Origin of the sequence: Cytobacillus sp. FSL R7-0696 (genome assembly GCF_038006865.1) — a bacterium.
Lineage (GTDB): Bacteria > Bacillota > Bacilli > Bacillales > Cytobacillaceae > Cytobacillus > Cytobacillus kochii.
Genome location: NZ_JBBOWA010000001.1, coordinates 2,266,652 through 2,288,417 on the forward strand (window position 1 = coordinate 2,266,652; position 21,766 = coordinate 2,288,417).

Consider the following 21,766-nt stretch of genomic DNA (forward strand, 5'->3'; position numbering starts at 1 on the left):
TTATTATGGGTTGGTTAAATATAGGGAGTCTGGTTTTAGGCATGGTTGCTTGGATCTTACCGTTGCTGAATCTTAGTCGAGAACAAGAAAATACCAAACGGTGGACGACGTATTCATTTTTATGTTTCATCTGTTGTAGTACGGCTATTTTATTCCAATTAATGGTGCAAAAATTTCTTGTAGAAATAGGAGATTTTAGTGCCTTGATGGATATAACCAGTTCAGCTGTCTTTGCTTCAAGTGTGCTTTTAGTCGTGACAATTCTATTGAATGTATTGGCATGGGTAAAATATACGAAAACGATATAGAAGGGGAATGAGGGTGGGTCGATGATAAACGAAGAATTTATTAAAGTGTGGAGTCATTACTTATCGCGTCTTTTAAGTGATCGTTTTTATGAACTTATCCTTCCCCTCATTGTTCTCGGTATTTCTGGGTCTCCTATTATAACGACGGCTGTATTAATGGTGCAAAAGGCGGCATCGATTCTCTTTGCCATTCCAGTAGGAACGTTTATTGAAAGAATCAATGTGGTGACTGTAGCTTGGGTTGCCAATTTCGTATACGGCTGTTTGTTATTTTTTCTTTCTTATATTTTCGCTAGAGGTATAGGGGACCTATGGTTGATCACTATCATTATATTTTTACTCGGTTTTGCTGGTCTTGTTATTCAAATTGCCCAACAAGCAATGATTCCCCGCATTGTTTCGAGAGAAAGGCTTTTAAGTGCGAATAATTTACTTAAGGCAGCGGATGCCATTGTTACATTCATTGGCCCAGCCTTAGGTGGCTATCTCCTTGCAACATATGGTGGCTCGACTACCCTCATCATTTGTGGCACGCTCTATCTCGCAGCCATGCTTCTGCTTATTTTCATAAAATACAATCATCAACCAACGGTGAAAAAACAACAAACTTTAATAAAAAGTGTAAGGACTTTTATCGAAGAATCGAAAGCAGGAATGGGCCAACTTTTTATTAATACGCCACAAATGTTAATTACTTTAACAGCGATATCCCTCTCTTTTAGTACCACCTTTATCATCCTCAGTGTCATCATGCATGCAGATTTAACGCTATCTTTTTCAGAAACACAAATTGGACTGTTACTGTCATGCGCCGGTATTGGTAATCTGCTAGGTGTTTTTCTCATGCCGCGGTTTAAGCAAATGAATTGGCTACCTTTCCTAGGTATCCTCATGGCAATCTCAGGGGTTGGGATTATACTTTTGACCACTAGTCATTTTTATTTGATGTGTTTGGGGATGGTTCTATTTGATGGTGCGCTTTCAATGGGATTTGTTGTCCAAATCTCTGTCCAACAAGGAATTACACCCGATCATTTAATCGCTCGCGTCAGAAGCGCAGTACATGTTCTGACAAGTCTTACCGGAATGCTCGCTACTTTCTTAGCAGGGGTGATAACTGAATGGAACACTTATTTGCCCTTCTTAATCGGGACCACAATATTAAGCTTATTATCTCTGTTTCTATTCAAATATAGACACAATGGTGTGAGGCTAAGTGAGATGAGACCACTGGATTGAAGCAAAATAGGAATAGTGGAGGTAATTAGGGAAAAAAAGATAAAAAGAAGTGTTGGGAAATGTGAAAGTTTCAATACGAACACAGCTAGGATGAAAAGCAGAACGATGAATTGTCAAATTGGAGATACGAACACAACTAGGATGGAAAGCAGGTAGATGAGTTGTCAAATTGGGAATACGAACACAACTCGTATGAAAAGGAGGTAGGTGAGTTGCCAAAATGGGAATACGAACATAACTCGGATGAAAAGCAGGTAGATGAGTTGTCAAATTGGGGATAAGAACACAACTCGGATGAAAAGCAGGTAGATGAGTTGTCAAATTGGGAATACGAACACAACTCGGACGAGAGGAGGTAGGTGAGTTGCCAAAATGGGAATACGAACATAACTCGGATGAAAAGCAGGTAGGTGAGTTGCCAAAATGGGAATACGAACATAACTCGGACGAAAAGGAGGTAGGTGAGTTGTCAAAATGGGAATACGAACATAACTCGGACGAAAAGGAGGTAGGTGAGTTGTCAAAATGGGAATACGAACATAACTCGGATGGTAAGCGGTGAGATGAGTTGTCAAAATGGGAATACGAACATAACTCGGACGAAAAGGAGGTAGGTGAGTTGCCAAAAAGGGAATACGAACATAACTCGGATGAAAAGCAAGTAGGTGTGTTGTCAAAAACGAAATCCGAACACATCCCAAATGAAAAAGCAAAAAGATGTGGTGACGGACCTAAAATAGTCATGAGAAAAAGCAAGTGGTAAGATAGATTGCCAAATTCGTGATGACAAACATAACAAGTGACAAAAATGCGCTGAGTCGAAATCCCCCATTCCCCTACTACAAATGTTATCCTCTCAGTTTGAACCTCCCCAATCACCTCCAAACGCTACTTATCGCCACAAAAAAAGACACGGAGAAATTTAATTTTGGAATTCCCTCGTGTCTGATTCTAGCTTGCCCTTATTTATAGACAGCAATCGCTGATTCGGCAAGTTTTTGAATAGTGATATTGTCCATTGGCGGATTATGAAGACCAGCACGGACGTCTCGGTAATATCTTTGAAGTGGATTATTACGTTGTAAGCTTTTTGCTCCTGCGACACGCATCGCTTTATCGACAACGGTAAGTGCTGCATGTGTGACTTGGTATTTAGCAACAGATAGTTCGTTTTCAATATATTTTCTTCTATCTATATCATCGTATACTTCGGCCACGTGATAGAGTAGATGTCTTGCAGCAAGCAAAGCGGCATCGATTTCACCGAGAAGTGTTTGTACATTCGGTAATTCACTAATAGACCCCTTTATACTATTTGGTTTATGCTCTAAGGCAAATTGTACGGCATAATCTCTAGCTGCTTGAGCAATTCCGAGATAGCAGGCGGGGATATGTAATACCCATCCATTTAAAGATTTTCCCCTGTCAGCAATTGTTTCAACGAGTGCCTCTTCAGGAATGACTACTTGATCTAATACGAGATCATGACTTCCTGTTCCTCTCATAGCCACGACGTCCCATGTTTCGTCAATAGATAATCCTGGCGTATCTTTATGAATTAAGAAAAAGCCAATCGTTTGTTTCTCCTCTATCCAGGCAGAAGTGAGAAAATAGGTTAAAGCAGGCGACATGGTTGTAAAATTTTTACGGCCATTAATAACCCACGAACCTTTTTGGCGCACAGCAGTTGTTCCGGGTCTGCCACCTCTTGTCGGGCTACCTGTTTGTGCTTCGCTCACAGACCGGTTCACAAGTGCGCCTTTTTGTACATCATTTGCAAAAGAGGCAAGTTGTTTCTCTGTCCATAGTTGCTTTTCATAGATTTCACCTAATCCACCAACATGCCAGCCGATACTTAAGGCAGTGGCACTATCGTAGGAAGCAAGGGTTTCTTGGAAAAGAACCATGTCATACACACCAAGCCCCTCACCCCCATATTTTTTAGGTAATGTCACTTTTGTATAACCTAATTCCACTAATTCACGAATATTCTCATGAGGGAATTTCGCCTCTTCATCTATCTCTTGTGAACGACTAAGAAACGTCGCTTTTTTTGTCTGTAATGCATGTAACCACTTTGTCTGCTCTTCCGTCTTCACGAATAATTGTGAAACCAATGTCTCTTCCTCCTCTAATGAACGATCTAATCCCTACTTCCTTTGTTGGTTTAAATGTTAAACAAGTGGTTCAGGTTCGTCAAGGAGGGGATACTGGTTTGTTGAAATATTTAAAAAATAATAAAATTCCGACTTTACATATAGAAATTGTTTTGTTAATCTTTTTTTATAAAATTCTAACACCGATGCAGTAATGCAGGAAAGTGAGGTTTAAATGATCTTACTGAAGCATATTCATAAAAAGTTTAAAAATAACCATGTATTAAAAGGTATTGATTTAGAAGTATCCAAAGGGGATGTTGTTACAATTATTGGTCCGAGCGGTTCAGGAAAAACAACGCTCCTTAGATGTGTGAACTATTTGGAAAAACCAGACGAAGGAACAATATCAATCCATGATTTAACGATACAAACAAAAAAACCAGTAAAGAAAGACATTCTCCAATTAAGAAGAAGGACGGCGATGGTTTTTCAACACTATAATCTTTTTGAGAATAAAACGGTTCTAGAAAACGTCACAGAAGGTTTAATCGTCGCACAAAAGAAATCGAAAAAAATAGCGAGAGAAATCGGGATAGACATTCTAACTAAGGTAGGTTTAGCAGATAAGATCAATGCGTATCCGCAACAACTTTCTGGAGGTCAAAAACAAAGAGTGGGGATTGCCCGGGCGTTAGCGCTCAATCCGGACGTTATATTGTTTGACGAGCCAACTTCAGCACTTGACCCGGAAATGGTAGGAGAAGTGCTAGAAATTATTCGAGAAATAGCTAGTGGTGGGGTTACGATGATGATAGTCACCCATGAGATAGATTTTGCTCGTGAGGTTTCGAATAGAGTGGTATTTATGGATGATGGCCAGATTATCGAACAAGGGCCGCCTGACGACATTCTTATTCACCCGAAACAAGAGAGAACAAGGAAGTTTTTAAAAAGAATAATGAAAGAACCAGACTTTACTATCTAAGAGAATGGAGGACTAAAATGAAAGGGTTAAATATTGCATTTTTAATTATAATAAGCGTTTTATTCATTGCTGGGTGCTCGTCTTCAAGTAATGGGACAACTGAAGATGGTAAGAAAGTTATTACTGTCGCCATAAGTGACGAGGTGAATCCACCATTCCTATATGCGGACGATAATAATGAGCCAATTGGTTACGATATGGATTATTTGAAAGAAGTAGAAAAGAAATTAGAAGACTACCATTTTGAATATGTTTGGGGAGAAGAGGAAGCAAATTTAGTTGGCGTGGATACAGGCAAATATGATTTTGCGATTAATTGGTTTTTTAAAAACCCTGAAAGAGAAGAAAAGTTCCTTTATCCAGAACAGGAATTTGGTTATTCACTCACTTCTCTCGTAACACAACCAGATCGTGAAGATATCAAAACATTAGAAGATATGGTAGGCAAAAAATTAGCACCGATGTCTCCTAGTGGTGGTTTAAGAACAATATTAAATAGTTATAACAAAAACAATCCTGATGAGCAAATTGATATTGAGAGTATTGAATTTCCTTCTAATGCAGATAACCTAGAGCGGGTTAATGATGGTAAGGATGATGCCATGTTTATTAATGTAACAACATTCAATGCTGTCCAAAAAGAGTTGGATTTAAATTTGAAAGTGGCCGGGATTGTGTCAAAAGAGCCTGTTTATGCCGTCTTTAATAAAGAACACACAGAATTAGCTAAAGAGTTCGATGAGGTGACGAAAGAGCTTATTGAGGATGGTACCTTACCAGATTTGGCTGAAAAATGGTTTGAAGTCAATTTCTTCGAGAACTTAGATTATATCAATGAGGAAAACTATAAATTTAATCCGTAATCACATCGAATTACGGATTATTCTTTGTTATTAGAAAGGGGAGAAGGTTGAATGTCTGTGGTGAATGATTGGTTTAGTTTGTTTATACAAGTATTAGATAAGCTACCAATCACCTTATTTATGTTACTCATTTCATTAGTTTGTTCATTAGTCTTAGGCGTAGCTATAGCGATTATCCGTATTAAGAGATTCAAAGTACTTTATCAAATCGCAACATTTTATCTCTCATTCTGTCGATCGACACCTTTATTAGTGCAATTATTTCTTGTTTATTTTGGGTTACCACAGCTGTTATTAGCTTTTCAAATTGATATTAATAGTATGGATCGGATGATTTTTGTTTTAATTAGTCTCTCCCTGCATAATGCTGCTTATCTTTCAGAAGTTGTACGTTCTGCCTATTTGGCAGTTGGTGAGGATCAATTTGAAGCAGCATATAGTGTAGGAATGACTTATACACAAGCATTATGGAGAGTGGTGTTGCCTCAAGCCTTCGTTTTATCTTTACCGAATTTAGGTAATAACATTATCGAGCTATTAAAAGATACTTCCTTAGCATTCACGATTGGTATTATCGATATTATGGGTCAAGTAAGGATTATATTAGGTAATAACCATGGTATAGGTATGTTTGAGATTTATGTCGTCATTTCTCTTATATACTGGGGCACTTGTATTTTAATAGAAATGGTCATTAGTACATTAGAAAAGGTTTTAAAGAAAGGAAAGATCAGTTTATCCAAATTATAATGAAGGAATGAACACTTAATGCCTATGATCAATTTTGAATTTGCTATTGAGCAGATTCCTGAGGTTTTAAAAGGGGTGCCTATCACCTTAGCGATTGCTGTTGTTGCAATGGTGTTTGGATTGATATTCGGTCTGCTAATTGCTCTTTGCCGAATTTATCGCGTCCCTATCCTTAATCGCCTCTTCATTATTTATATATCATTTATTAGAGGTACGCCATTATTGGTACAATTATATGTATTCTTCTACGGTGTGCCTGTTCTATTAGAAAAAATGAATCAATCTTTCGGTACAGCCTATAATGCTGATCATATTTCACCACTGCTTTACGCTTTTATTGCATTCACAATTAATGTATCAGCTTATCAAGCAGAAATTATGCGGGCATCCTTAAATGCTGTACAAATCGGACAAATGGAAGCGGCCCATTCTGTGGGAATGACTACTTTTCAAGCGTTAAAAAGAATTGTCCTCCCGCAAGCTTTCTTAGTGGCCTTACCAAACTTGGGAAATACATTTATTGGTTTAATAAAGGCGACCTCACTAGCATTTGCGGTAAAAGTTGTAGAAGTGATGGCACTGGCAAAAATCATTGCTAATGATGGTTATCACTTTTTGGAAATGTACTTAGTCGCTGCTCTGATCTATTGGTTGATTTGTTGGTTATTGGAAGTGCTATTTACCTATATAGAAGGAAAAATGAGGAATAAAGAGATAAAGCAAAAGAAAATGAACACAACGATTAGTAAAGATGTTCCTTTAAGAGTCTAAAGCTAAAATGAAGTCTACGGGCTTCTTTTTTTTGGAAAATTTCATTCAGTACCTTGCAATGTATAATACTACCTGCTATAGTATGATTACAGAATTTAATAACACATATTGTTTAGTACTATATAATATATAGTAGTGGAAGGAGGAAGAAAATGAACGTCCAGTTTAAGAAGGGTGTGCTCGAGTTATGCGTCTTAGTTTTGCTTGATAAGCAGGATCATTATGGATATGAGCTCGTACAGAAGATATCTGATCAAATTCAAATATCTGAAGGTACGGTTTATCCATTATTGCGCAGGTTAACGAAGGAAGAGTATTTTACAACTTATTTACAGGAATCTAAAGAAGGTCCACCAAGAAAATATTATCAGTTAACAGATAAAGGACGCATCTATTTACAGGCGTTGTTAGCAGAGTGGTACGAATTTACAAACGGGGTTAATCATTTAATAAAAGAAGGTGTTAAAGATGAATAAACGGGAATTTCTCATCACCTTAGAAGCGGAATTAAAAGATATTGATAAACAAGAAAGAATGGAATTACTTCAAGATTATGAAGCCCATTTCGAATTTGGATTAGAAGAAGGGAAAACAGAGGAGGAAATTGCTAAAGATCTCGGTTCACCGAGAGGCATTGCTAAGGAGGTTAAGGCGAGTTACCATATCGAGCAAGCAAAAGGTGATGGTGGCATCCAAAATATTTTGCAGGCGACATTGGCTGTCATTGGATTAGGTCTATTTAATCTAATCATTGTCCTCGGTCCCTTCCTTGCCATCGTTAGTATAATCTTTTCCGGTTGGATTGTAAGTTTTGCAGGTATTATTTCACCCTTATTAGTGCTCATCGACATTTTTATAACCTCATCATTTGAATTAGTGAACTTATTTGCTGCTATTCTTTTTTGTGGGTTGGGGTTATTATTATTGGTCGCTATGATGTATGTTACTAAATTCATGAAGAAAATTTTTATTCGTTATCTTTCTTATAACGTCTCGATTGTTAAAGGAGGTATGAAGGGTGATTAAGAAGTTATTATTAATTGGTGGATTGCTCGTTTGCGTTGGTGGAGTCGGGTTTGCGTTTACCTATGGGCAATTGCAAGCAGAAAATGTTTCGGAGACGAAAACAATTGAAGAAGCCTTTAACAATGTAGAGGTTAAAACAGATAATGCCCAAGTTATCCTCGCTCCAACCGATGGCGAGGCAGAGGTGAGATTAAGTGGTGAAATGAAAGGAAAAGAACATGAGGATTTCAAAGTATCCGTTGCAGGAGATACTTTGAAAGTAGAGCATCAAACGGATAAAAGGACGTTTCGCTTATTTAGTTTTGATTTAGAAGAGTTTAATAAACAAATAGAAGTTTATTTACCAAGAGAAGCATATGAAGAAATAAGTGTCGAAAGCAGCAATGGTGTCATAGATGTATCGGAGTTGAATGCCAATCAAGTCATATTAGATACGAAGAATGGAAAGCTACGATTAAAGCAACTTGATAGTGATTATATTCATGCAAAAACGAGTAATGGTGCAATCATTGCAAATGATATACAAGGTGAAATAAAAGCTCAAACGAGTAATGGAGCTATCCAAATGTCACTACCAACTATTCACTCTCCGTTAGACTTAGCCACTTCCAATGGTGCGATTATTGTTGAGGTAGAAGAAGCAGTTAACAATACAACCATCACAGCTAACACGAGCAATGGTTCGGTGCAAATCCTTGGATCGAATGAAGGAAATCGAACCATTGGTGACGGGTCGGTAGAAGTGAAGTTGAAGACAAGTAATGGGAGAATTGAATTAACGGAAAAATAAGGAACGTAGGAGGCAGTCCCTTGAGGCTGTCTCTTTTTTCTCGGCGAAACCTGTGTGTGGAAAATATTGTAATATACTATGTTGGGAGAGGGTGTCCCGGTGATTAAGAGTTGCTAAAAGGAAGGAATGTTGTACTTGGCTAGGAATAGAGGGGGAGTATAGAAAAATAAGTAATCACGACACTCAGACAGGAGGGAAAAACGAATGCGGTGTGCGCAAAAGCAAAGGAAAACTCAGTGCCAACAGCGCGTAAAAGGGAAATACGCGCAAAAACAAAGGAAAACTTAGAGCCAATTGCGCGTAAAAGAGAGATACGCGCAAAAGCAAAGGAAAACTTAGAGTCAATTGCGCGTAAAAGAGAGATACGCGCAAAAGCAAAGGAAAACTTAGAGTCAATTGCGCGTAAAAGAGAGATACGCGCAAAAGCAAAGGAAAACTTAGAGTCAACTGCGCGTAAAAGGGAAATACGCGCAAAAGGAAAGGAAAATTTAGAGTCAACTGCGCGTAAAAGGGAAATACACGCAAAAGCAAAGAAAAATTTAGAGTCAACTGCGCGTAAAAGAGAGATACGCGCAAAAGGAAAGGAAAACGCAGAGTCAACTGCGCGCAAAAGGGAGATACGCGCAAAAACAAAGGAAAACGCAGAGCTAACTGCGCGTAAAAGGGGAATACGCGCAAAAGGAAAGGAAAACCCAGTGGCAACTGCGCGTAAAAAGGAAATACGCGCAAAAGGAAAGGAAAACTTAGGGCCAACTGCGCGTATAGGAGAAATACGCGCAAAAGGAAAGGAAAACGCAGAGTCAACTGCGCGTAAAAGAGAAATACGCGCAAAAGCAAAGGAAAACCCAGAGTCAACTGCGCGTAAAAAGGAGATACGCGCAAAAGGAAAGGAAGACCCATTGCCAACTGCGCGTAAAAGAGAAATACGCGCAAAAGCAAAACAAAGCCCCACGCTAACTGCGCGTAATACAGTCTTATGCATATGGTAATTCCTCTTCTTGTAGAAGGCGACTTCTGACCATGCAAATAAAGTGGTAAGAAATTGCTGCCACAAGTATATAAAAAGAAGCATTCACCGCCCTCAGTAAAACCTACACCCTCTTAGACTCTAAGAGTGGATTACATCAATCATGATTCTAAAACAAAGTACTCAGAACAGATTAAAGCGTCTCAATGACTGTGGTATCCACTACACCTTGTTGTTCCATATACTTTACTGTAGCTGTGGCGAGCATGTTTGCTGCAATGAGCATGCCTCTTTCATCAATATCAAATTTAGGATGATGATGAGGGTATGGTGTTCTTCCAACAATAGCTGCACCGGTATTGAAGAAGGTGCCAGGAACTTTTTGTAAATAGTAAGCGAAGTCTTCACCACCCATACGAGGGGCAATCTCTACAGCCGCAGTTACACCAGGAACCTCACCAGCTAATTGAGCAACAAACTTTGTTTCAGCTGCATGGTTGACAAGAGCTGGATAGCCATGAACATATTTATAATCATAACTTGCAGCCGCAGTTAAGCAGGTTCCTTCGATTACACGCTCGATTTCTCTTTCCATCCTATTCCTTATGTTTTCGTTAAAGGTTCGAACCGTTCCTGTAAGTGTGACAGAATCAGCTATGACATTGAATGCATTTTTGGCATCGAATTCACCAATAGAAAGAACAGCAGATTCGAGTGGATCAATACGGCGGCTAACGATTTGTTGGAGATTAACAATGAGTTGAGCGCCGAGAACGATACTGTCATTTGCTTCGTGAGGATGGGCGCCATGTCCACCTCTTCCTTGGAGTTTAATATGGAAGCGGTCAGCTGCTGCCATGAGTGGCCCAGAACGATAGCCGATTTCACCTAATGGTTCACCGGATGAAATATGTTGACCGAAAATAACATCGACCCCTTCCAAGCAACCATCTTCAATCATCGCAATCGCACCACCCGGCATATATTCTTCCGCATGTTGATGAATGAAGACAATTGTGCCCTCAATTTCATTTTGAAGTTTATTGAGTACTTTTGCTAAAACAAGTAATGTCGCTGTGTGTGTATCGTGACCGCAAGCATGCATGACACCGGGTTTTTTAGACTTATAAGGAAAATCATTTTCCTCATGAATGGGTAATGCATCGAAATCCGCTCTTAAAGCGATGGTTTTTCCGGGCTTTGCTCCATGTAATTTAGCGACAACACCACGCTCTCCTACACCAGTTCGGACTTCATGTCCAAGCTTTTGGTGATAGTTAGCAATGAACTTGGGTGTTTCCACTTCTTGAAAAGAAAGTTCAGGGTGCTGGTGCAAATGTCTTCTGATTTCAACCATTTCGTTATAATGTTCTTGTAGTAATGAATAAAGCTTTTCTAACATATAAATCCTCCTTCTATGTAAAAAAATATGGTGAATCCTTCATCACGTTTGAGTGAATAAGTTTATAATAGTTGAAGAGGAGAATAAATTCCAATATATTTTTAGAATATTTCGTTTTATTTCTTGCGGGAGGTGCCTTTCATGTTTATTGAAGACCGTTCAAAGACAAGGGAAAAGCTAGAAAGAGAGGAATTCTTGAAAGTAAGGTATTGGATGTCGCCTGATCCACCTTGTATTTCTTTAGGAGAAACGTTAGGACAAGCTGGTGAAAAGATGAATCGATATCAAGTAAGTAGCTTACCAGTCATTGATGATCATAAGAAGCTAGTTGGCATCGTATCTATGAAAAAATTATTTTCTTATCTTCTTAAAGGTCAAGATAGAGATGTCACCATTCATCCGGTGCCAACGAGGAATTTTGCCTATGTCCGGTTGGATGATTCCATCCTCTATGCAGCTTCCTTTCCTTATGAGGAACTGCCAGTAGTAGATGAAAATGATTATGTTGTCGGAATGATTCATACAAGAGAGATGATGGATGGATATAAAAAATGGATTCATCGCATTGAACAGCAAGAGAATGCCACAGAAGTATTGAAGGTTATTTTAGAACGAGCTTACGAAGGGATCGCTGTTGTTGATCAGTATGGGGTCGTGCAGGAATTTAATGAAGCTTATAGTCAATTTATTGGTGTGAAGAGGGAGGATGCGATTGGCCGTCATGTGACTGAAGTGATTGAAAATACGAATCTTCATCAAACGGTTAAAACAGCTACACCAGAACGTGGGGTAGTCCAAAGAATAAATGGTCAAGATATGATCGTTCACCGTATTCCACTATGGCAAGAGGGGAAAGTGATTGGTGCCATTGGCATGCTTATTTTTGAGGGTGTGACAGAAGTATATAAAATCTATCAATCATTACAAAAAAATCAACAAGAAAACAGTAATAATCGTCCGCCCTTTGTCGAACAACTTAAAAACGATCGCCATGTTACATTAGACGATATTGTTGGTGAAAGTAGGGAAATTAAAGAGATTAAGCGATTAACAAGGCGTGCTGCGCGTACAATGGCTACCACACTGATTACGGGAGAAAGCGGAACAGGGAAAGAAATGGTTGCGAAAAGCATGCATGTATTGAGTCCGTTTGCCGAGGGTCCTTTTATTAGTGTGAATTGCGGGGCAATCCCAGAAAGTCTGTTTGAATCAGAGCTATTTGGCTATGAAGAAGGTGCTTTTACTGGAGCAAAGAAAGGTGGGAAATTAGGTAAATTTGAATTGGCGCAGTATGGAACGCTCTTTTTAGATGAGATTGGCGAATTACCTTTAGTCATGCAAACGAAACTATTACGAGTCTTGCAAGAAAAAGAAGCGGAGAGAATTGGTGGTAACAAGAAATACCCGATTCGTGCGCGGATCATTGCCGCAACTAATCGTAACTTGAAAAAATGTATTCAAGAGGGGAGCTTCCGTGAGGATTTATATTATCGTCTAAATATCATCGAAATTCCCCTTCCTTCCTTAAAAGAAAGGAAAACAGACATTCCGTTATTATTAAATGAATATACGAAAAAAATCTGCAAGCAATATCAAATCGAAGAGAAAATCTACACACCTGAAGCAATTGGAATGCTTGTACAACGGGATTGGCCGGGTAATATTCGTGAACTTGTTAATGTCATAGAAAGGTTAGTTACCCTCGTCGAACAACCCGTGATTGACATTACCCATATACATACTTATTTAGAAGAACAACCAAAATCCATCACAAAGGAACCTTCTTTAATAGAAGAAGCGAAAGATATGGGGAGAAAACGGGAAAGAGACCTCATTATAGATACTTTGCGTCAAGTTGGTGGCAATAAGAAAAAGGCAGCGGAACGTTTAGGTATTCATCGAACCACATTATATCAAAAGTTGAAAAAGTTTCAATTATGAATGAGTGTAGTAGAATCACTACATAAAATCTACACATGTAGTGATTCTACTACACTACAACCCTTACAATCTTTTGAATGTAAGGGTTTTCTTTTTGGCACATCAATTGCATATAAATAAATGTATAGAGGAGGGAGAAAAATGAGTACGCAGATTTTTAGAACACCACAAACGGTCTTATATGGGAAAGGTTCTTTTGAAAAGCTTGGCGAGGAAGCCAGTTTAAGAGGAAAGAAAGCCCTTATTATTAGTGACCAAATTATTGATGGCCTAGGGTGGACGAAAAAAGCGGAAGCCATCTTAACAAAATCTAATGTTGAAACTATTCTTTATTTAGGTGTATCTACTGAACCAACTGATAAGTTTGTGGCAGAGGCATTATCTCTTTTTCAAAAGGAAGCCTGTGATTTAATTATTTCACTTGGAGGTGGAAGTTGCATTGACACAGCCAAAGCGGTAGCTGTATTAGCTACTAACAGTGGATATATTGGTGACTACATGGGCGTGGATAAATTAGCAAGTAGTGCGGCTATCAATCATATTTCTATTCCAACAACTGCTGGAACTGGATCTGAAGCAACAGATGCAACCATCATTACGAATACGACTAATGATGTCAAAATGATGATTAAACAACCAGTCTTTATGCCAACTGTAGCTATTGTGGATCCCGTGCTTTCGATGTCATCTCCCCAACATGTCACTGCAGCTACCGGGGTCGATGCGCTCAGTCACGCGATAGAAGCGTACATATCGAGAAAAGCACACCCAATGACAGATATGATGGCTTTATCAGCTATGAAATTAATTGTCGAGAATATCGAGACAGCATTTACAGATGGTGAGGATTTAGAGGCAAGAGAGGCAATGGCATTAGGTTCAATGCAAGCAGGGATGGCATTTTCTAATGCAAGTGTGTGTCTTGTGCACGGGATGTCAAGACCGATAGGTGCACTTTTCCATGTGCCCCATGGCTACTCCAATGCTATGCTATTGCCGGCTGTTCTAGAGTTTAGTAGAGAAGCTTGTGTCGATCGGCTAGCCGATTTAGGAAGAATCTTTACTAAAGGAAGTGAGCCTCTCACAAATGAACAAGCAGCCGATTTGGCAGTAGAATCCGTTAAAACGTTATGTGTGAACTTAAATATTCCTAATCTGTCTGGATGGGGAATAGATGAGATTCTATTTAAACAATCGATTAGTAAAATGACGCATGATGCCATTGCAAGCGGTAGTCCTGGGAATAACCCGAGAGTGCCAACAGTTTCTGAGTTAGAAGATTTATATCTTGCTTGCTATCATTATCAATTTGCTCAAAAGGAACAAGTGAAGTAATAGTCCGGGGGAGGGCGTTTAAATGTTAGGAATGCTAGGGTTAATATTAGGTTTAGTCCTACTGATGTTTTTAACATTAAGAGGCATTAATATCATTATTGCTGCCATTCTAAGCTCGATTGTTGTTGCCATAACAGGTGGCTTAAATTTAGAGAAGGCACTGGCAGGTTATTATATGGACGGCTTCACAAATTATTTTGCCTCTTGGTTCTTAATTTTCTTACTAGGAGCGATTTTTGGGAAGATAATGCATGAGACAGGTGCCGCTGAGAGCATTGCCCAATGGATTAAGAGAACATTAGGCGCGAAAAGAGCTGTATTTGCCGTAGTGGCTGCAGCCGCAATCATGACTTATGGTGGAGTAAGTTTATTTGTGGTCGGTTTTGCTGTTTATCCTATTGCTGTTTCATTATTTAGAGCGGCGAATCTTCCACATCGATTTATCCCTGCTGCCCTTGTGTTTGGATCGATTTCTTTTACGATGACCGCACCAGGTAGTCCAGAAATTCAAAACTTAATTCCAACTGAGTTTTTCGGTACAACTCCCACGGCTGGCGGTTGGGTCGGGGTACTCATGGCACTTCTTGTAATGATTACGGGAGGACTGTTATTAAGCAAATTCGTTCAAAATGCTGTTAAAAGAGGGGAAACTTTCTCATTACCAGGAAATAGGGCAAAAGAAGAAGTATCTGCAGGTTTGGCGGAGAAAACAGAAGGAGAAATCTTGGTAGAGGAAAAAACATTACCTCATATTGTTTTCTCAATTTTGCCATTAATCTGTGTTATTGTTATGCTAAATATTATTGCACAGTTTGCTTCTTCTACTGCAGCAGCCCTTATTTCATTAACGGCTGGTATTGTCCTTGCATGTCTGACGATGTACAAGTTTTTAGCACAATTTTGGAATGCGTTAGCAAAAGGAGCACAAGATGCACTTGTCGCCGTTGCGAATACTTGTGCGGTCGTTGGCTTTGGTAGTGTAGCTGCTCAAGTGTCTGCATTCGATACCGTAGTCGATGGACTTGTAAGTTTGCCAGGTCCACCTATATTAGGTTTGGCGGTGGCCGTCACATTAATTTGTGGAATTACAGGATCAGCCTCAGGTGGTCTAGGTATTGCCCTACCTATTTTAGCGCCGATCTATTTAGCTCAAGGGGTCGATCCAGGAGCCATGCACCGTGTAGCGACATTGGCTTCAGGTGGTCTAGATTCTATGCCGCATAACGGTTATGTTGTTACAACAGTGCGAGCGATTTGTGGAGAAACACATAAACGTGCGTACTGGCCAATATTCTGGCTCAGTGTAGTTATTCCAACCATTGCTATGTTACTAGCAGTAGTCTTGTATTCTATATTTTAAAATTTGAGAGGAGTATGACAAATGACAACAACTACAACATCTACATTAAAGAATTTTATTAACGGACAATGGGTAGAGGCAAAAACAGAAAACTATCAACCGGTTCCTAATCCAGCAACTGGTGAAGAGTTAGCGCAAGTACCGATCTCAACTATTGATGATGTCAACGAAGCAGTAAAAGCAGCAAGCGAGGCATTCAAAACGTGGAGTCAAACGCCAGTACCAAAAAGGGCACGCGTACTTTTTAAATATCAACAACTACTGGTCGACCACTGGGATGAGTTGGCACAGCTTGTGACCGAAGAAAATGGAAAAAGCTTTAAAGAAGCATATGGTGAAGTACAACGTGGGATTGAGTGTGTAGAATTTGCTGCGGGTGCACCGTCGTTAATGATGGGTAAACAACTACCTGATATCGCCACAAATATCGAATCGGGTATGTATCGCTATCCTGTGGGGGTAGTGGGTGGTATTACACCTTTTAATTTCCCGATGATGGTCCCATGCTGGATGTTCCCATTAGCCATCGCTTGTGGTAACTCATTTGTATTGAAGCCATCAGAAAGAACACCTTTACTTGCTAATCGCTTAGCAGAATTATTTAAAGAAGCAGGATTGCCAGATGGCGTATTGAATATCGTTCACGGTGCACATGATGTCGTGAATGGTTTATTGGAACATAAGGACGTTCCAGCTATTTCATTCGTTGGATCCCAACCTGTTGCTGAATATGTATACAAAACAGCTTCCTCTCACGGCAAGCGAGTACAGGCGTTGGCGGGAGCGAAAAACCATTCTATCGTTATGCCAACAGCTGATTTAGACGCTGCAGTTAAAGAAATTATTGGTGCAGCATATGGCTCTGCAGGAGAGCGTTGCATGGCATGTTCAGTTGTCGTGGCAGTAGATGATGTGATTGAGCCCTTATTACAAAAATTAAATACCGCTGCTGATCAAATTACAATTGGTAATGGTATGGACGAAAATGTATTCTTAGGACCAGTGATTCGCCCAGAGCATAAAGCACGTACAGCTAGTTATATTGAATCAGGGGAAGAAGAAGGTGCCGTTTTGGTACGTGATGGACGTAAGGATGAAGCTTACCATGAAGATGGTTATTTTATCGGGCCAACCATTTTTGATAAAGTAACACCGGAAATGAAGATTTGGAAGGATGAAATCTTCGCACCCGTTTTATCAATTATCCGTGTATCATCTCTCCAAGAAGCAATTGATCTAACGAACCAATCAGAATTCGGAAACGGTGCTTGCTTGTTTACAAAAAGCGGCAGCGATGTCCGTCAGTTCAGAGAACGTATCCAAGTGGGTATGCTAGGGGTAAATATCGGGGTACCAGCACCAATGGCCTTCTTCCCATTCTCAGGTTGGAAAAATTCATTCTATGGTGATCTTCACGCAAATGGTAGTGATGGTGTGGAATTTTACACACGTAGAAAAATGCTCACTCAACGCTGGGAGTTTTGATCGATTTAAAAGGAATTTGTCGAAAATAAAGGATTCTCTTCCTTTTTTCAAGAATATTTCTGGGGAAATAAAATGAATCGGAGGGGAATATGTTGGCAAATGACAGTTTGTATCAAAAATCAAAGATTAGAAGAATTGGAGAATTAGGAAAGTCAGCAGCGGAAGCCAATAAAACCTTTTTTGCCTTTGATAAGGCAGCATTAGCGGATGGTGCCATTACGGAAAGAACGAAAGAAATTATTGCTGTCGCCTGTGCTCATGTTACGGGGTGTCCGTATTGCATTGAAATCCATGTAGGTAATGCAAAGAAATTGGGGGTTTCAAAAGAGGAAATTACAGAAGCAGTCTTAGTAGCGACCGCTCTTAAAGCAGGCTCTGCCTTCGCACATGGCACTCATGCGTTAAATGCTTACGAGGAAGTAGAAGCAGATAACCTCTACCAAGCGGCTAATATGAAGAGAATGACTGAGTTGAAAGACTATGCTCCAGATGCGGTAAAAGGTTTCTTTGGCTTTGATGAAGCAGCTATGAAAGACGGGGCCATCAATAAAAAAGATAAAGAGCTTATTGCTGTCGCCGTTGCTCATATTACAGGTTGCGCCTACTGTATTGATATACACACAAAGAATGCGAAAAGACTCGGGATTACAAAAGAAGAACTTGTCGAAAGCATCTTTGTCGCAACTGCTTTAAAAGCAGGTTCCGCGCTAGCACACGGTATCAATGCATTAAATGCCTATGACGAATAGGTGAAATTAGATCACTCCACGGACATCATTGCCCGTGGGGTTTTTTTGATAGGTTAAATGGGGAGTCTAATAGTTTAGCCTCTCCTGAATAAAGTGGGAGAGATTAGGGTTACCACTAAGAGGATTGGCGTAGCTGTTAGCGTATGGGGTTCACGAGCACAAGAGGGAGGGGAGCTGTTAGAAGTGTTAGCAGAATGAGAAATGTACACAAAAGAATAGAAAAATACCAGTTGTACTGACAAATCACAAATGTGAACAAATGCTCTTTTTAGAAAATCGTCACTTGCCATATCTGTGCGTAATAACCGTGAAGGATGTCATCTACTAAGGTATAATAGAGTTATGACATATAAAGGACGACATGCTTATGAAAAAACAATTATATTGGCTCCCTAGTATTTTGTGGATGGCAATGATCTTTATTTTATCTCATCAACCGGGGACACAATCAAGTCAATTAAGTGGTGGGATTACAGAAGTTATCGCTGCTTGGGTTCCATTTTCAATTGAAAACTTACATACTTTAGAGACTTTTATTCGCAAAAACGCGCATTTTTTTGCTTATTTTATTTTAGGGATATTTATTCTTTTTGCCATAAGACAAGGGAATATACTTACTCGTCAAAAGCTGCTTATATCCTGGATTCTCACAACAGTTTATGCGGCGTCTGATGAATTTCATCAACTTTTTATTCCAGGGCGTTCGGGTGAAGTAAGGGATGTATTAATTGATAGTGTCGGCGCAGCAACAGGGCTTATTTTATTTTCTATCGTTTATTATTGGCGGAAAAGTAAAAATCGTGGGTCCGTATAGTTACAAGAAGGTTTAAAACGAGAAACCCCCACACAAGACGGTTCAAAATCAACATGAGATCGAAAACCACAAGAAGTGTGGGCAAATTTAAAAAGTCCGCACTTGCTCCAATCACCCATTATGCAGACATCATTCGCTTTTACCTAGAAAGACTTTTACATTACAATTAAACTAAACACCAATACAGCATTAATCACATGCTTAATGACGAGGCGCAAGTAACATCACACCAACACCAACCAGGCAGATGGTAGCTCCAATCCAGTCATACATATCAGGTGCTTTTTTATCAATGCCCCAGCCCCATAGGACAGACAAAATAATGAATACACCACCATAGGCAGCATACACGCGTCCGAAAGATGGGAAGGCTTGAAAGGTAGCAATCACGCCATATAAGGCTAAGGCAACACCACCGCCAATTCCCCAATAAAAAGGTTTCCCCTCTCTTAGGCATAGCCAAATGAAATAACCGCCGCCAATTTCTGCAATTCCGGCTAATAAAAATAGTATAATCGCACTCAAGATTTACTCAACTCCTATTTTCTGTTTATGGTAAAATATAGGTAACGATAACAAGGGAGAGGTCATCTGATGAAAAAATTTTTAATATTCTTACTAAGTTTTATCGTTCTTAGTTATGTATTTGAAATCGGATCCGGTCTAATCTTGACACTTATATATACACCCGAGATTACATTTGCTACAACGCAAAGCCAAACAGTAGAATTTGGGGCCATTGCTAACCCGTTCCCTTATTCATTTGCATTACTCGCCGGCTGTATCGCTTATTTTCTATCTCAACGATTATATCATGCGAAGTAAACTTGAGGTGATGGTTTGAAAAAGAAAAAAGACGAAGAGAGCAAAATGAAGACAGATGATGACTGGAATAGAACTTTTTACGGTACGCCAACTGTTGGGGGAATGGCTATTGTTCTTGCCATCATAGGGTATATCATTTATCAAGTGTTAATGAGTTAGTACAATCAAAATGATGTTCTTTAAGAGCATCTTTTTTTATGGAGCATGAATATAAGGAGTGATTCAATGCTAACCTTCAGTTTCATCGGCTTCTATTTGATGCCAGTCCTATGTATTGTTTTTTGCTTAAATTTGGTTTCCCTTTTGAAGAAAATCCGTGATGAAAAAGAAACAGAGAAAAATACTTTTTGGCTGACAGTATCGTTTAGCTTAATCATTTATACGATTATGAGTCTAGCAGCTAGGTAGAAAACAAAAAAAAGCCCCTTCGATTGAAGGGCTACTCCTTTTTCACTAATTGCGGAGCTTTACGGCCACCGGCAGCTTTTTCATAGGCATAGGCCATACCAAGTAGGTCACCTTCGCTCCACATTGTACTGAAAAAAGCGAGGTTAAAGGGGGAGCTATTACTATAAAACCCTGCTGGTATTGTTATGAGTGGCAATCCACTAATATTAATTTCGGATATGGTAGAAGTCGCAACATCCTCACGATCTAAAGTTGGTACATCTTCTAGCATTGTTGGGTAAACAAAGGCATCTAATTGTTGCTCAGCCATAATGTAGGTAATGGTGCGTAACAGTTCGTTCTTCGTTTCTTTAAAGCGTGTTAAATCAGGTAAGCGTTCAGCATTTTCGAAAGCTTTGTCGGTTTCAAGTGGTCGGACAAAGGAAGCTAAGGGCTGGTCTCCTTCCCAAGGTATTGCTCCCGCTTTTAAGAAAACTTTTTCCATATTTAACGAAGGATCAAGGTTTTTGAAGTATTGATTAAGGTCGTAAAAAAAGGATTCTCTTCCAATCATTGTATCAATAGTTTTCATATATGGAGCCAGTGGCTTTACATGAAAAGGATCTTCAATCACCTCTGCACCCAGTGATTGCAATATTGAAATACTTTTTTTATAAAGTGCTTCCGTTTCTGCCGTCATTTTCGTTTCTCGCCAACTAGGACCGTATAAACCAATTCTTTTCCCTTTCAAAGCATGTGATGAAAGGAAAGAGGTATAGCCCTTCTCTGGAATCGTACTAGAAATGGTTTTAGCATCATCAGGTGAATAGCCAGCGATAACATCAAGCATAATCGCTGCATCCCGCACCGTTCTGGCATGCGGCCCTAATACATCTCTTGTACTGCCAGCAAGCGGAGTCACACCTGTAGTAGGAATGAGTCCGAATGAAGGTTTAATGCCAACAATTCCTTGCGCTGCTGCTGGTACTTGTATGGAACCCGCTGTTTCTTCTGCTACTCCAAGAACGGTAAAATTACCAGATACGGCAGTAGCCGTGCCACTACTACTACCACCAGGTGTTAATTTTCTATTTACCGCGTTGTATGTAGGACCTTTCCAACTAGTATTAGCATGGTATGCACAACTAAAGGCAGGGATATTTGTTTTGCCGAGTATGATGGCATCAGCTGCTTTTAATCTAGAGATAATGGTGGCATCTTTCTGTGGTAATAATTCTATTCCACCTGTATGTTTAGAGAGTGGAGCCCAGCCAAATGTAGATGGAAAACCAACCATATCGACAGCTTCTTTCACAACAACGGGGATACCTGCTAATGGACCCACCTTTTCCCCACGCATCCGTTTCGCATCGATGGTTTTCGCATCAGTAAGCGCCTGTTCGTTCATAAATGTAAAAGCATTATATGTCAATTCATATTGTTCAATACGCTCAAGAAAAGATCGAATGACTTCTTCAATTGTATACTCACCTGTATCATACAATTTGTGAAGCTGTTCAATTGTTATTTCCTCAAATAAAAATAAATGCTGATTTTCTGATCGTAACGAGTGCGTTTTCATCACATCATCTCCCTTCAACATTTGTGTATTTAATCTATACTATTACAATTGAGGAGAATTTGCATGATTATTGTTAGAAAATTTAACA

Annotated in this window: 25 protein-coding genes; 21 read left to right on the plus strand and 4 right to left on the minus strand. The window is 39.5% G+C overall.

What is annotated here, in order from left to right; genetic code table 11:
• Window positions 1–5: 5 nt before the first annotated feature.
• From MKX29_RS11690 to MKX29_RS11705, 4 genes are all read left to right on the plus strand, one after another.
• On the plus strand, window positions 6–308 hold the full coding sequence (locus tag MKX29_RS11690) for a hypothetical protein (RefSeq protein ID WP_341105625.1): 303 nt from the start codon (window positions 6–8) through the stop codon (window positions 306–308).
• A gap of 21 nt (window positions 309–329) precedes the next feature.
• Complete coding sequence (locus tag MKX29_RS11695) at window positions 330–1,547, plus strand: MFS transporter (protein ID WP_341105627.1); 1,218 nt, start codon at window positions 330–332, stop codon at window positions 1,545–1,547.
• Between the two features lie 364 nt (window positions 1,548–1,911).
• On the plus strand, window positions 1,912–2,109 hold the full coding sequence (locus tag MKX29_RS11700; RefSeq protein WP_341105629.1) for a hypothetical protein: 198 nt from the start codon (window positions 1,912–1,914) through the stop codon (window positions 2,107–2,109).
• 57 nt (window positions 2,110–2,166) lie between these two features.
• The gene (locus MKX29_RS11705) at window positions 2,167–2,310 is read left to right on the plus strand and encodes a hypothetical protein (protein ID WP_341105631.1); all 144 of its coding nucleotides are present in this window, start codon (window positions 2,167–2,169) and stop codon (window positions 2,308–2,310) included.
• 199 nt (window positions 2,311–2,509) lie between these two features.
• On the opposite strand, the gene MKX29_RS11710 is transcribed toward MKX29_RS11705, so the two are convergent.
• Window positions 2,510–3,664, minus strand: coding sequence for an acyl-CoA dehydrogenase family protein (locus tag MKX29_RS11710; protein WP_341105633.1), 1,155 nt, complete (start codon window positions 3,662–3,664; stop codon window positions 2,510–2,512).
• Window positions 3,665–3,878: 214 nt separating this feature from the next.
• Between MKX29_RS11710 and MKX29_RS11715 the strand changes: the two genes are divergently transcribed.
• The 8 genes from MKX29_RS11715 (at window position 3,879) to MKX29_RS11750 (ending at window position 9,820) form a co-directional block, all read left to right on the plus strand.
• On the plus strand, window positions 3,879–4,631 hold the full coding sequence (locus MKX29_RS11715) for an amino acid ABC transporter ATP-binding protein (RefSeq protein WP_251162191.1): 753 nt from the start codon (window positions 3,879–3,881) through the stop codon (window positions 4,629–4,631).
• Between the two features lie 17 nt (window positions 4,632–4,648).
• Window positions 4,649–5,494, plus strand: a complete 846-nt coding sequence (locus tag MKX29_RS11720) for a transporter substrate-binding domain-containing protein (protein WP_224937225.1) — start codon at window positions 4,649–4,651, stop codon at window positions 5,492–5,494.
• Between the two features lie 51 nt (window positions 5,495–5,545).
• Window positions 5,546–6,244 (plus strand): amino acid ABC transporter permease, encoded by a 699-nt coding sequence (locus tag MKX29_RS11725; RefSeq protein WP_224937224.1) that lies wholly within the window; start codon window positions 5,546–5,548, stop codon window positions 6,242–6,244.
• An 18-nt stretch (window positions 6,245–6,262) separates the two neighbouring features.
• On the plus strand, window positions 6,263–7,015 hold the full coding sequence (locus MKX29_RS11730; protein WP_341052289.1) for an amino acid ABC transporter permease: 753 nt from the start codon (window positions 6,263–6,265) through the stop codon (window positions 7,013–7,015).
• Between the two features lie 152 nt (window positions 7,016–7,167).
• Window positions 7,168–7,491 carry a PadR family transcriptional regulator gene (locus MKX29_RS11735; RefSeq protein ID WP_095371757.1) on the plus strand — a complete coding sequence of 108 codons (324 nt, stop codon included), beginning with the start codon at window positions 7,168–7,170 and terminating at the stop codon, window positions 7,489–7,491.
• Window positions 7,484–8,041, plus strand: a complete 558-nt coding sequence (locus MKX29_RS11740; protein ID WP_224937221.1) for an HAAS signaling domain-containing protein — start codon at window positions 7,484–7,486, stop codon at window positions 8,039–8,041. Before MKX29_RS11735 ends, MKX29_RS11740 begins: the two co-directional genes overlap by 8 nt.
• Entirely contained in the window at window positions 8,034–8,831 is a 798-nt protein-coding gene (locus MKX29_RS11745; RefSeq protein ID WP_251162187.1) for a DUF4097 family beta strand repeat-containing protein, read from the plus strand. The genes MKX29_RS11740 and MKX29_RS11745 overlap by 8 nt, the downstream gene beginning before the upstream one ends.
• 209 nt (window positions 8,832–9,040) lie before the next feature.
• Window positions 9,041–9,820 (plus strand): hypothetical protein, encoded by a 780-nt coding sequence (locus MKX29_RS11750; protein WP_341105636.1) that lies wholly within the window; start codon window positions 9,041–9,043, stop codon window positions 9,818–9,820.
• Between the two features lie 171 nt (window positions 9,821–9,991).
• Here MKX29_RS11750 and MKX29_RS11755 read toward each other — a convergent pair whose 3' ends face one another.
• Complete coding sequence (locus tag MKX29_RS11755; protein WP_224937218.1) at window positions 9,992–11,200, minus strand: M20 family metallopeptidase; 1,209 nt, start codon at window positions 11,198–11,200, stop codon at window positions 9,992–9,994.
• 141 nt (window positions 11,201–11,341) lie between these two features.
• Here MKX29_RS11755 and MKX29_RS11760 point away from each other — a divergent pair, with 141 nt between their 5' ends.
• The 6 genes from MKX29_RS11760 (at window position 11,342) to MKX29_RS11785 (ending at window position 18,884) form a co-directional block, all read left to right on the plus strand.
• Window positions 11,342–13,141: a sigma 54-interacting transcriptional regulator gene (locus tag MKX29_RS11760; RefSeq protein ID WP_341105638.1), complete on the plus strand. Its 1,800-nt coding sequence runs from the start codon at window positions 11,342–11,344 to the stop codon at window positions 13,139–13,141.
• Between the two features lie 141 nt (window positions 13,142–13,282).
• Entirely contained in the window at window positions 13,283–14,476 is a 1,194-nt protein-coding gene (locus tag MKX29_RS11765; RefSeq protein ID WP_341105639.1) for an iron-containing alcohol dehydrogenase, read from the plus strand.
• A 22-nt stretch (window positions 14,477–14,498) separates the two neighbouring features.
• Window positions 14,499–15,836 carry a GntP family permease gene (locus MKX29_RS11770; RefSeq protein ID WP_251162182.1) on the plus strand — a complete coding sequence of 446 codons (1,338 nt, stop codon included), beginning with the start codon at window positions 14,499–14,501 and terminating at the stop codon, window positions 15,834–15,836.
• A gap of 21 nt (window positions 15,837–15,857) precedes the next feature.
• The gene (locus MKX29_RS11775; protein WP_095371764.1) at window positions 15,858–17,321 is read left to right on the plus strand and encodes a CoA-acylating methylmalonate-semialdehyde dehydrogenase; all 1,464 of its coding nucleotides are present in this window, start codon (window positions 15,858–15,860) and stop codon (window positions 17,319–17,321) included.
• 89 nt (window positions 17,322–17,410) lie between these two features.
• A complete protein-coding gene (locus tag MKX29_RS11780) occupies window positions 17,411–18,070 on the plus strand; it encodes a carboxymuconolactone decarboxylase family protein (protein WP_373370924.1) in 660 nt (219 codons plus the stop codon).
• A gap of 367 nt (window positions 18,071–18,437) precedes the next feature.
• Window positions 18,438–18,884 (plus strand): VanZ family protein, encoded by a 447-nt coding sequence (locus MKX29_RS11785; RefSeq protein WP_224937213.1) that lies wholly within the window; start codon window positions 18,438–18,440, stop codon window positions 18,882–18,884.
• Between the two features lie 201 nt (window positions 18,885–19,085).
• Here the strand turns inward: MKX29_RS11785 and MKX29_RS11790 are convergent, their stop codons facing one another.
• Window positions 19,086–19,412, minus strand: coding sequence for a YnfA family protein (locus MKX29_RS11790; protein ID WP_341108258.1), 327 nt, complete (start codon window positions 19,410–19,412; stop codon window positions 19,086–19,088).
• A gap of 66 nt (window positions 19,413–19,478) precedes the next feature.
• Here MKX29_RS11790 and MKX29_RS11795 point away from each other — a divergent pair, with 66 nt between their 5' ends.
• The 3 genes from MKX29_RS11795 to MKX29_RS11805 all read left to right on the plus strand — a co-directional run bounded on the left by MKX29_RS11795 (window position 19,479) and on the right by MKX29_RS11805 (window position 20,117).
• Complete coding sequence (locus MKX29_RS11795; protein ID WP_341105642.1) at window positions 19,479–19,709, plus strand: hypothetical protein; 231 nt, start codon at window positions 19,479–19,481, stop codon at window positions 19,707–19,709.
• 15 nt (window positions 19,710–19,724) lie between these two features.
• The gene (locus tag MKX29_RS11800) at window positions 19,725–19,868 is read left to right on the plus strand and encodes a hypothetical protein (RefSeq protein WP_341105644.1); all 144 of its coding nucleotides are present in this window, start codon (window positions 19,725–19,727) and stop codon (window positions 19,866–19,868) included.
• Window positions 19,869–19,934: 66 nt separating this feature from the next.
• On the plus strand, window positions 19,935–20,117 hold the full coding sequence (locus tag MKX29_RS11805) for a hypothetical protein (RefSeq protein ID WP_224937211.1): 183 nt from the start codon (window positions 19,935–19,937) through the stop codon (window positions 20,115–20,117).
• A 31-nt stretch (window positions 20,118–20,148) separates the two neighbouring features.
• Here MKX29_RS11805 and MKX29_RS11810 read toward each other — a convergent pair whose 3' ends face one another.
• Window positions 20,149–21,678, minus strand: a complete 1,530-nt coding sequence (locus MKX29_RS11810; protein WP_341105646.1) for an amidase — start codon at window positions 21,676–21,678, stop codon at window positions 20,149–20,151.
• Between the last annotated feature and the right edge of the window lie 88 nt (window positions 21,679–21,766).

What these genes read in the sequence shown, in the direction of transcription:
- MKX29_RS11690 (WP_341105625.1), top strand. Translation starts at nt 6, where the DNA reads ATGGGTTGGTTAAATATAGGGAGTCTGGTTTTAGGCATGGTTGCTTGG.
- MKX29_RS11695 (WP_341105627.1), top strand. Translation starts at nt 330, where the DNA reads ATGATAAACGAAGAATTTATTAAAGTGTGGAGTCATTACTTATCGCGT.
- MKX29_RS11715 (WP_251162191.1), top strand. Translation starts at nt 3,879, where the DNA reads ATGATCTTACTGAAGCATATTCATAAAAAGTTTAAAAATAACCATGTA.
- MKX29_RS11720 (WP_224937225.1), top strand. Translation starts at nt 4,649, where the DNA reads ATGAAAGGGTTAAATATTGCATTTTTAATTATAATAAGCGTTTTATTC.
- MKX29_RS11725 (WP_224937224.1), top strand. Translation starts at nt 5,546, where the DNA reads ATGTCTGTGGTGAATGATTGGTTTAGTTTGTTTATACAAGTATTAGAT.
- MKX29_RS11730 (WP_341052289.1), top strand. Translation starts at nt 6,263, where the DNA reads ATGCCTATGATCAATTTTGAATTTGCTATTGAGCAGATTCCTGAGGTT.
- MKX29_RS11735 (WP_095371757.1), top strand. Translation starts at nt 7,168, where the DNA reads ATGAACGTCCAGTTTAAGAAGGGTGTGCTCGAGTTATGCGTCTTAGTT.
- MKX29_RS11740 (WP_224937221.1), top strand. Translation starts at nt 7,484, where the DNA reads ATGAATAAACGGGAATTTCTCATCACCTTAGAAGCGGAATTAAAAGAT.
- MKX29_RS11755 (WP_224937218.1), bottom strand. Translation starts at nt 11,200, where the DNA reads ATGTTAGAAAAGCTTTATTCATTACTACAAGAACATTATAACGAAATG.
- MKX29_RS11760 (WP_341105638.1), top strand. Translation starts at nt 11,342, where the DNA reads ATGTTTATTGAAGACCGTTCAAAGACAAGGGAAAAGCTAGAAAGAGAG.
- MKX29_RS11765 (WP_341105639.1), top strand. Translation starts at nt 13,283, where the DNA reads ATGAGTACGCAGATTTTTAGAACACCACAAACGGTCTTATATGGGAAA.
- MKX29_RS11770 (WP_251162182.1), top strand. Translation starts at nt 14,499, where the DNA reads ATGTTAGGAATGCTAGGGTTAATATTAGGTTTAGTCCTACTGATGTTT.
- MKX29_RS11775 (WP_095371764.1), top strand. Translation starts at nt 15,858, where the DNA reads ATGACAACAACTACAACATCTACATTAAAGAATTTTATTAACGGACAA.
- MKX29_RS11780 (WP_373370924.1), top strand. Translation starts at nt 17,411, where the DNA reads ATGTTGGCAAATGACAGTTTGTATCAAAAATCAAAGATTAGAAGAATT.
- MKX29_RS11785 (WP_224937213.1), top strand. Translation starts at nt 18,438, where the DNA reads ATGAAAAAACAATTATATTGGCTCCCTAGTATTTTGTGGATGGCAATG.
- MKX29_RS11795 (WP_341105642.1), top strand. Translation starts at nt 19,479, where the DNA reads ATGAAAAAATTTTTAATATTCTTACTAAGTTTTATCGTTCTTAGTTAT.
- MKX29_RS11805 (WP_224937211.1), top strand. Translation starts at nt 19,935, where the DNA reads ATGCTAACCTTCAGTTTCATCGGCTTCTATTTGATGCCAGTCCTATGT.
- MKX29_RS11810 (WP_341105646.1), bottom strand. Translation starts at nt 21,678, where the DNA reads ATGAAAACGCACTCGTTACGATCAGAAAATCAGCATTTATTTTTATTT.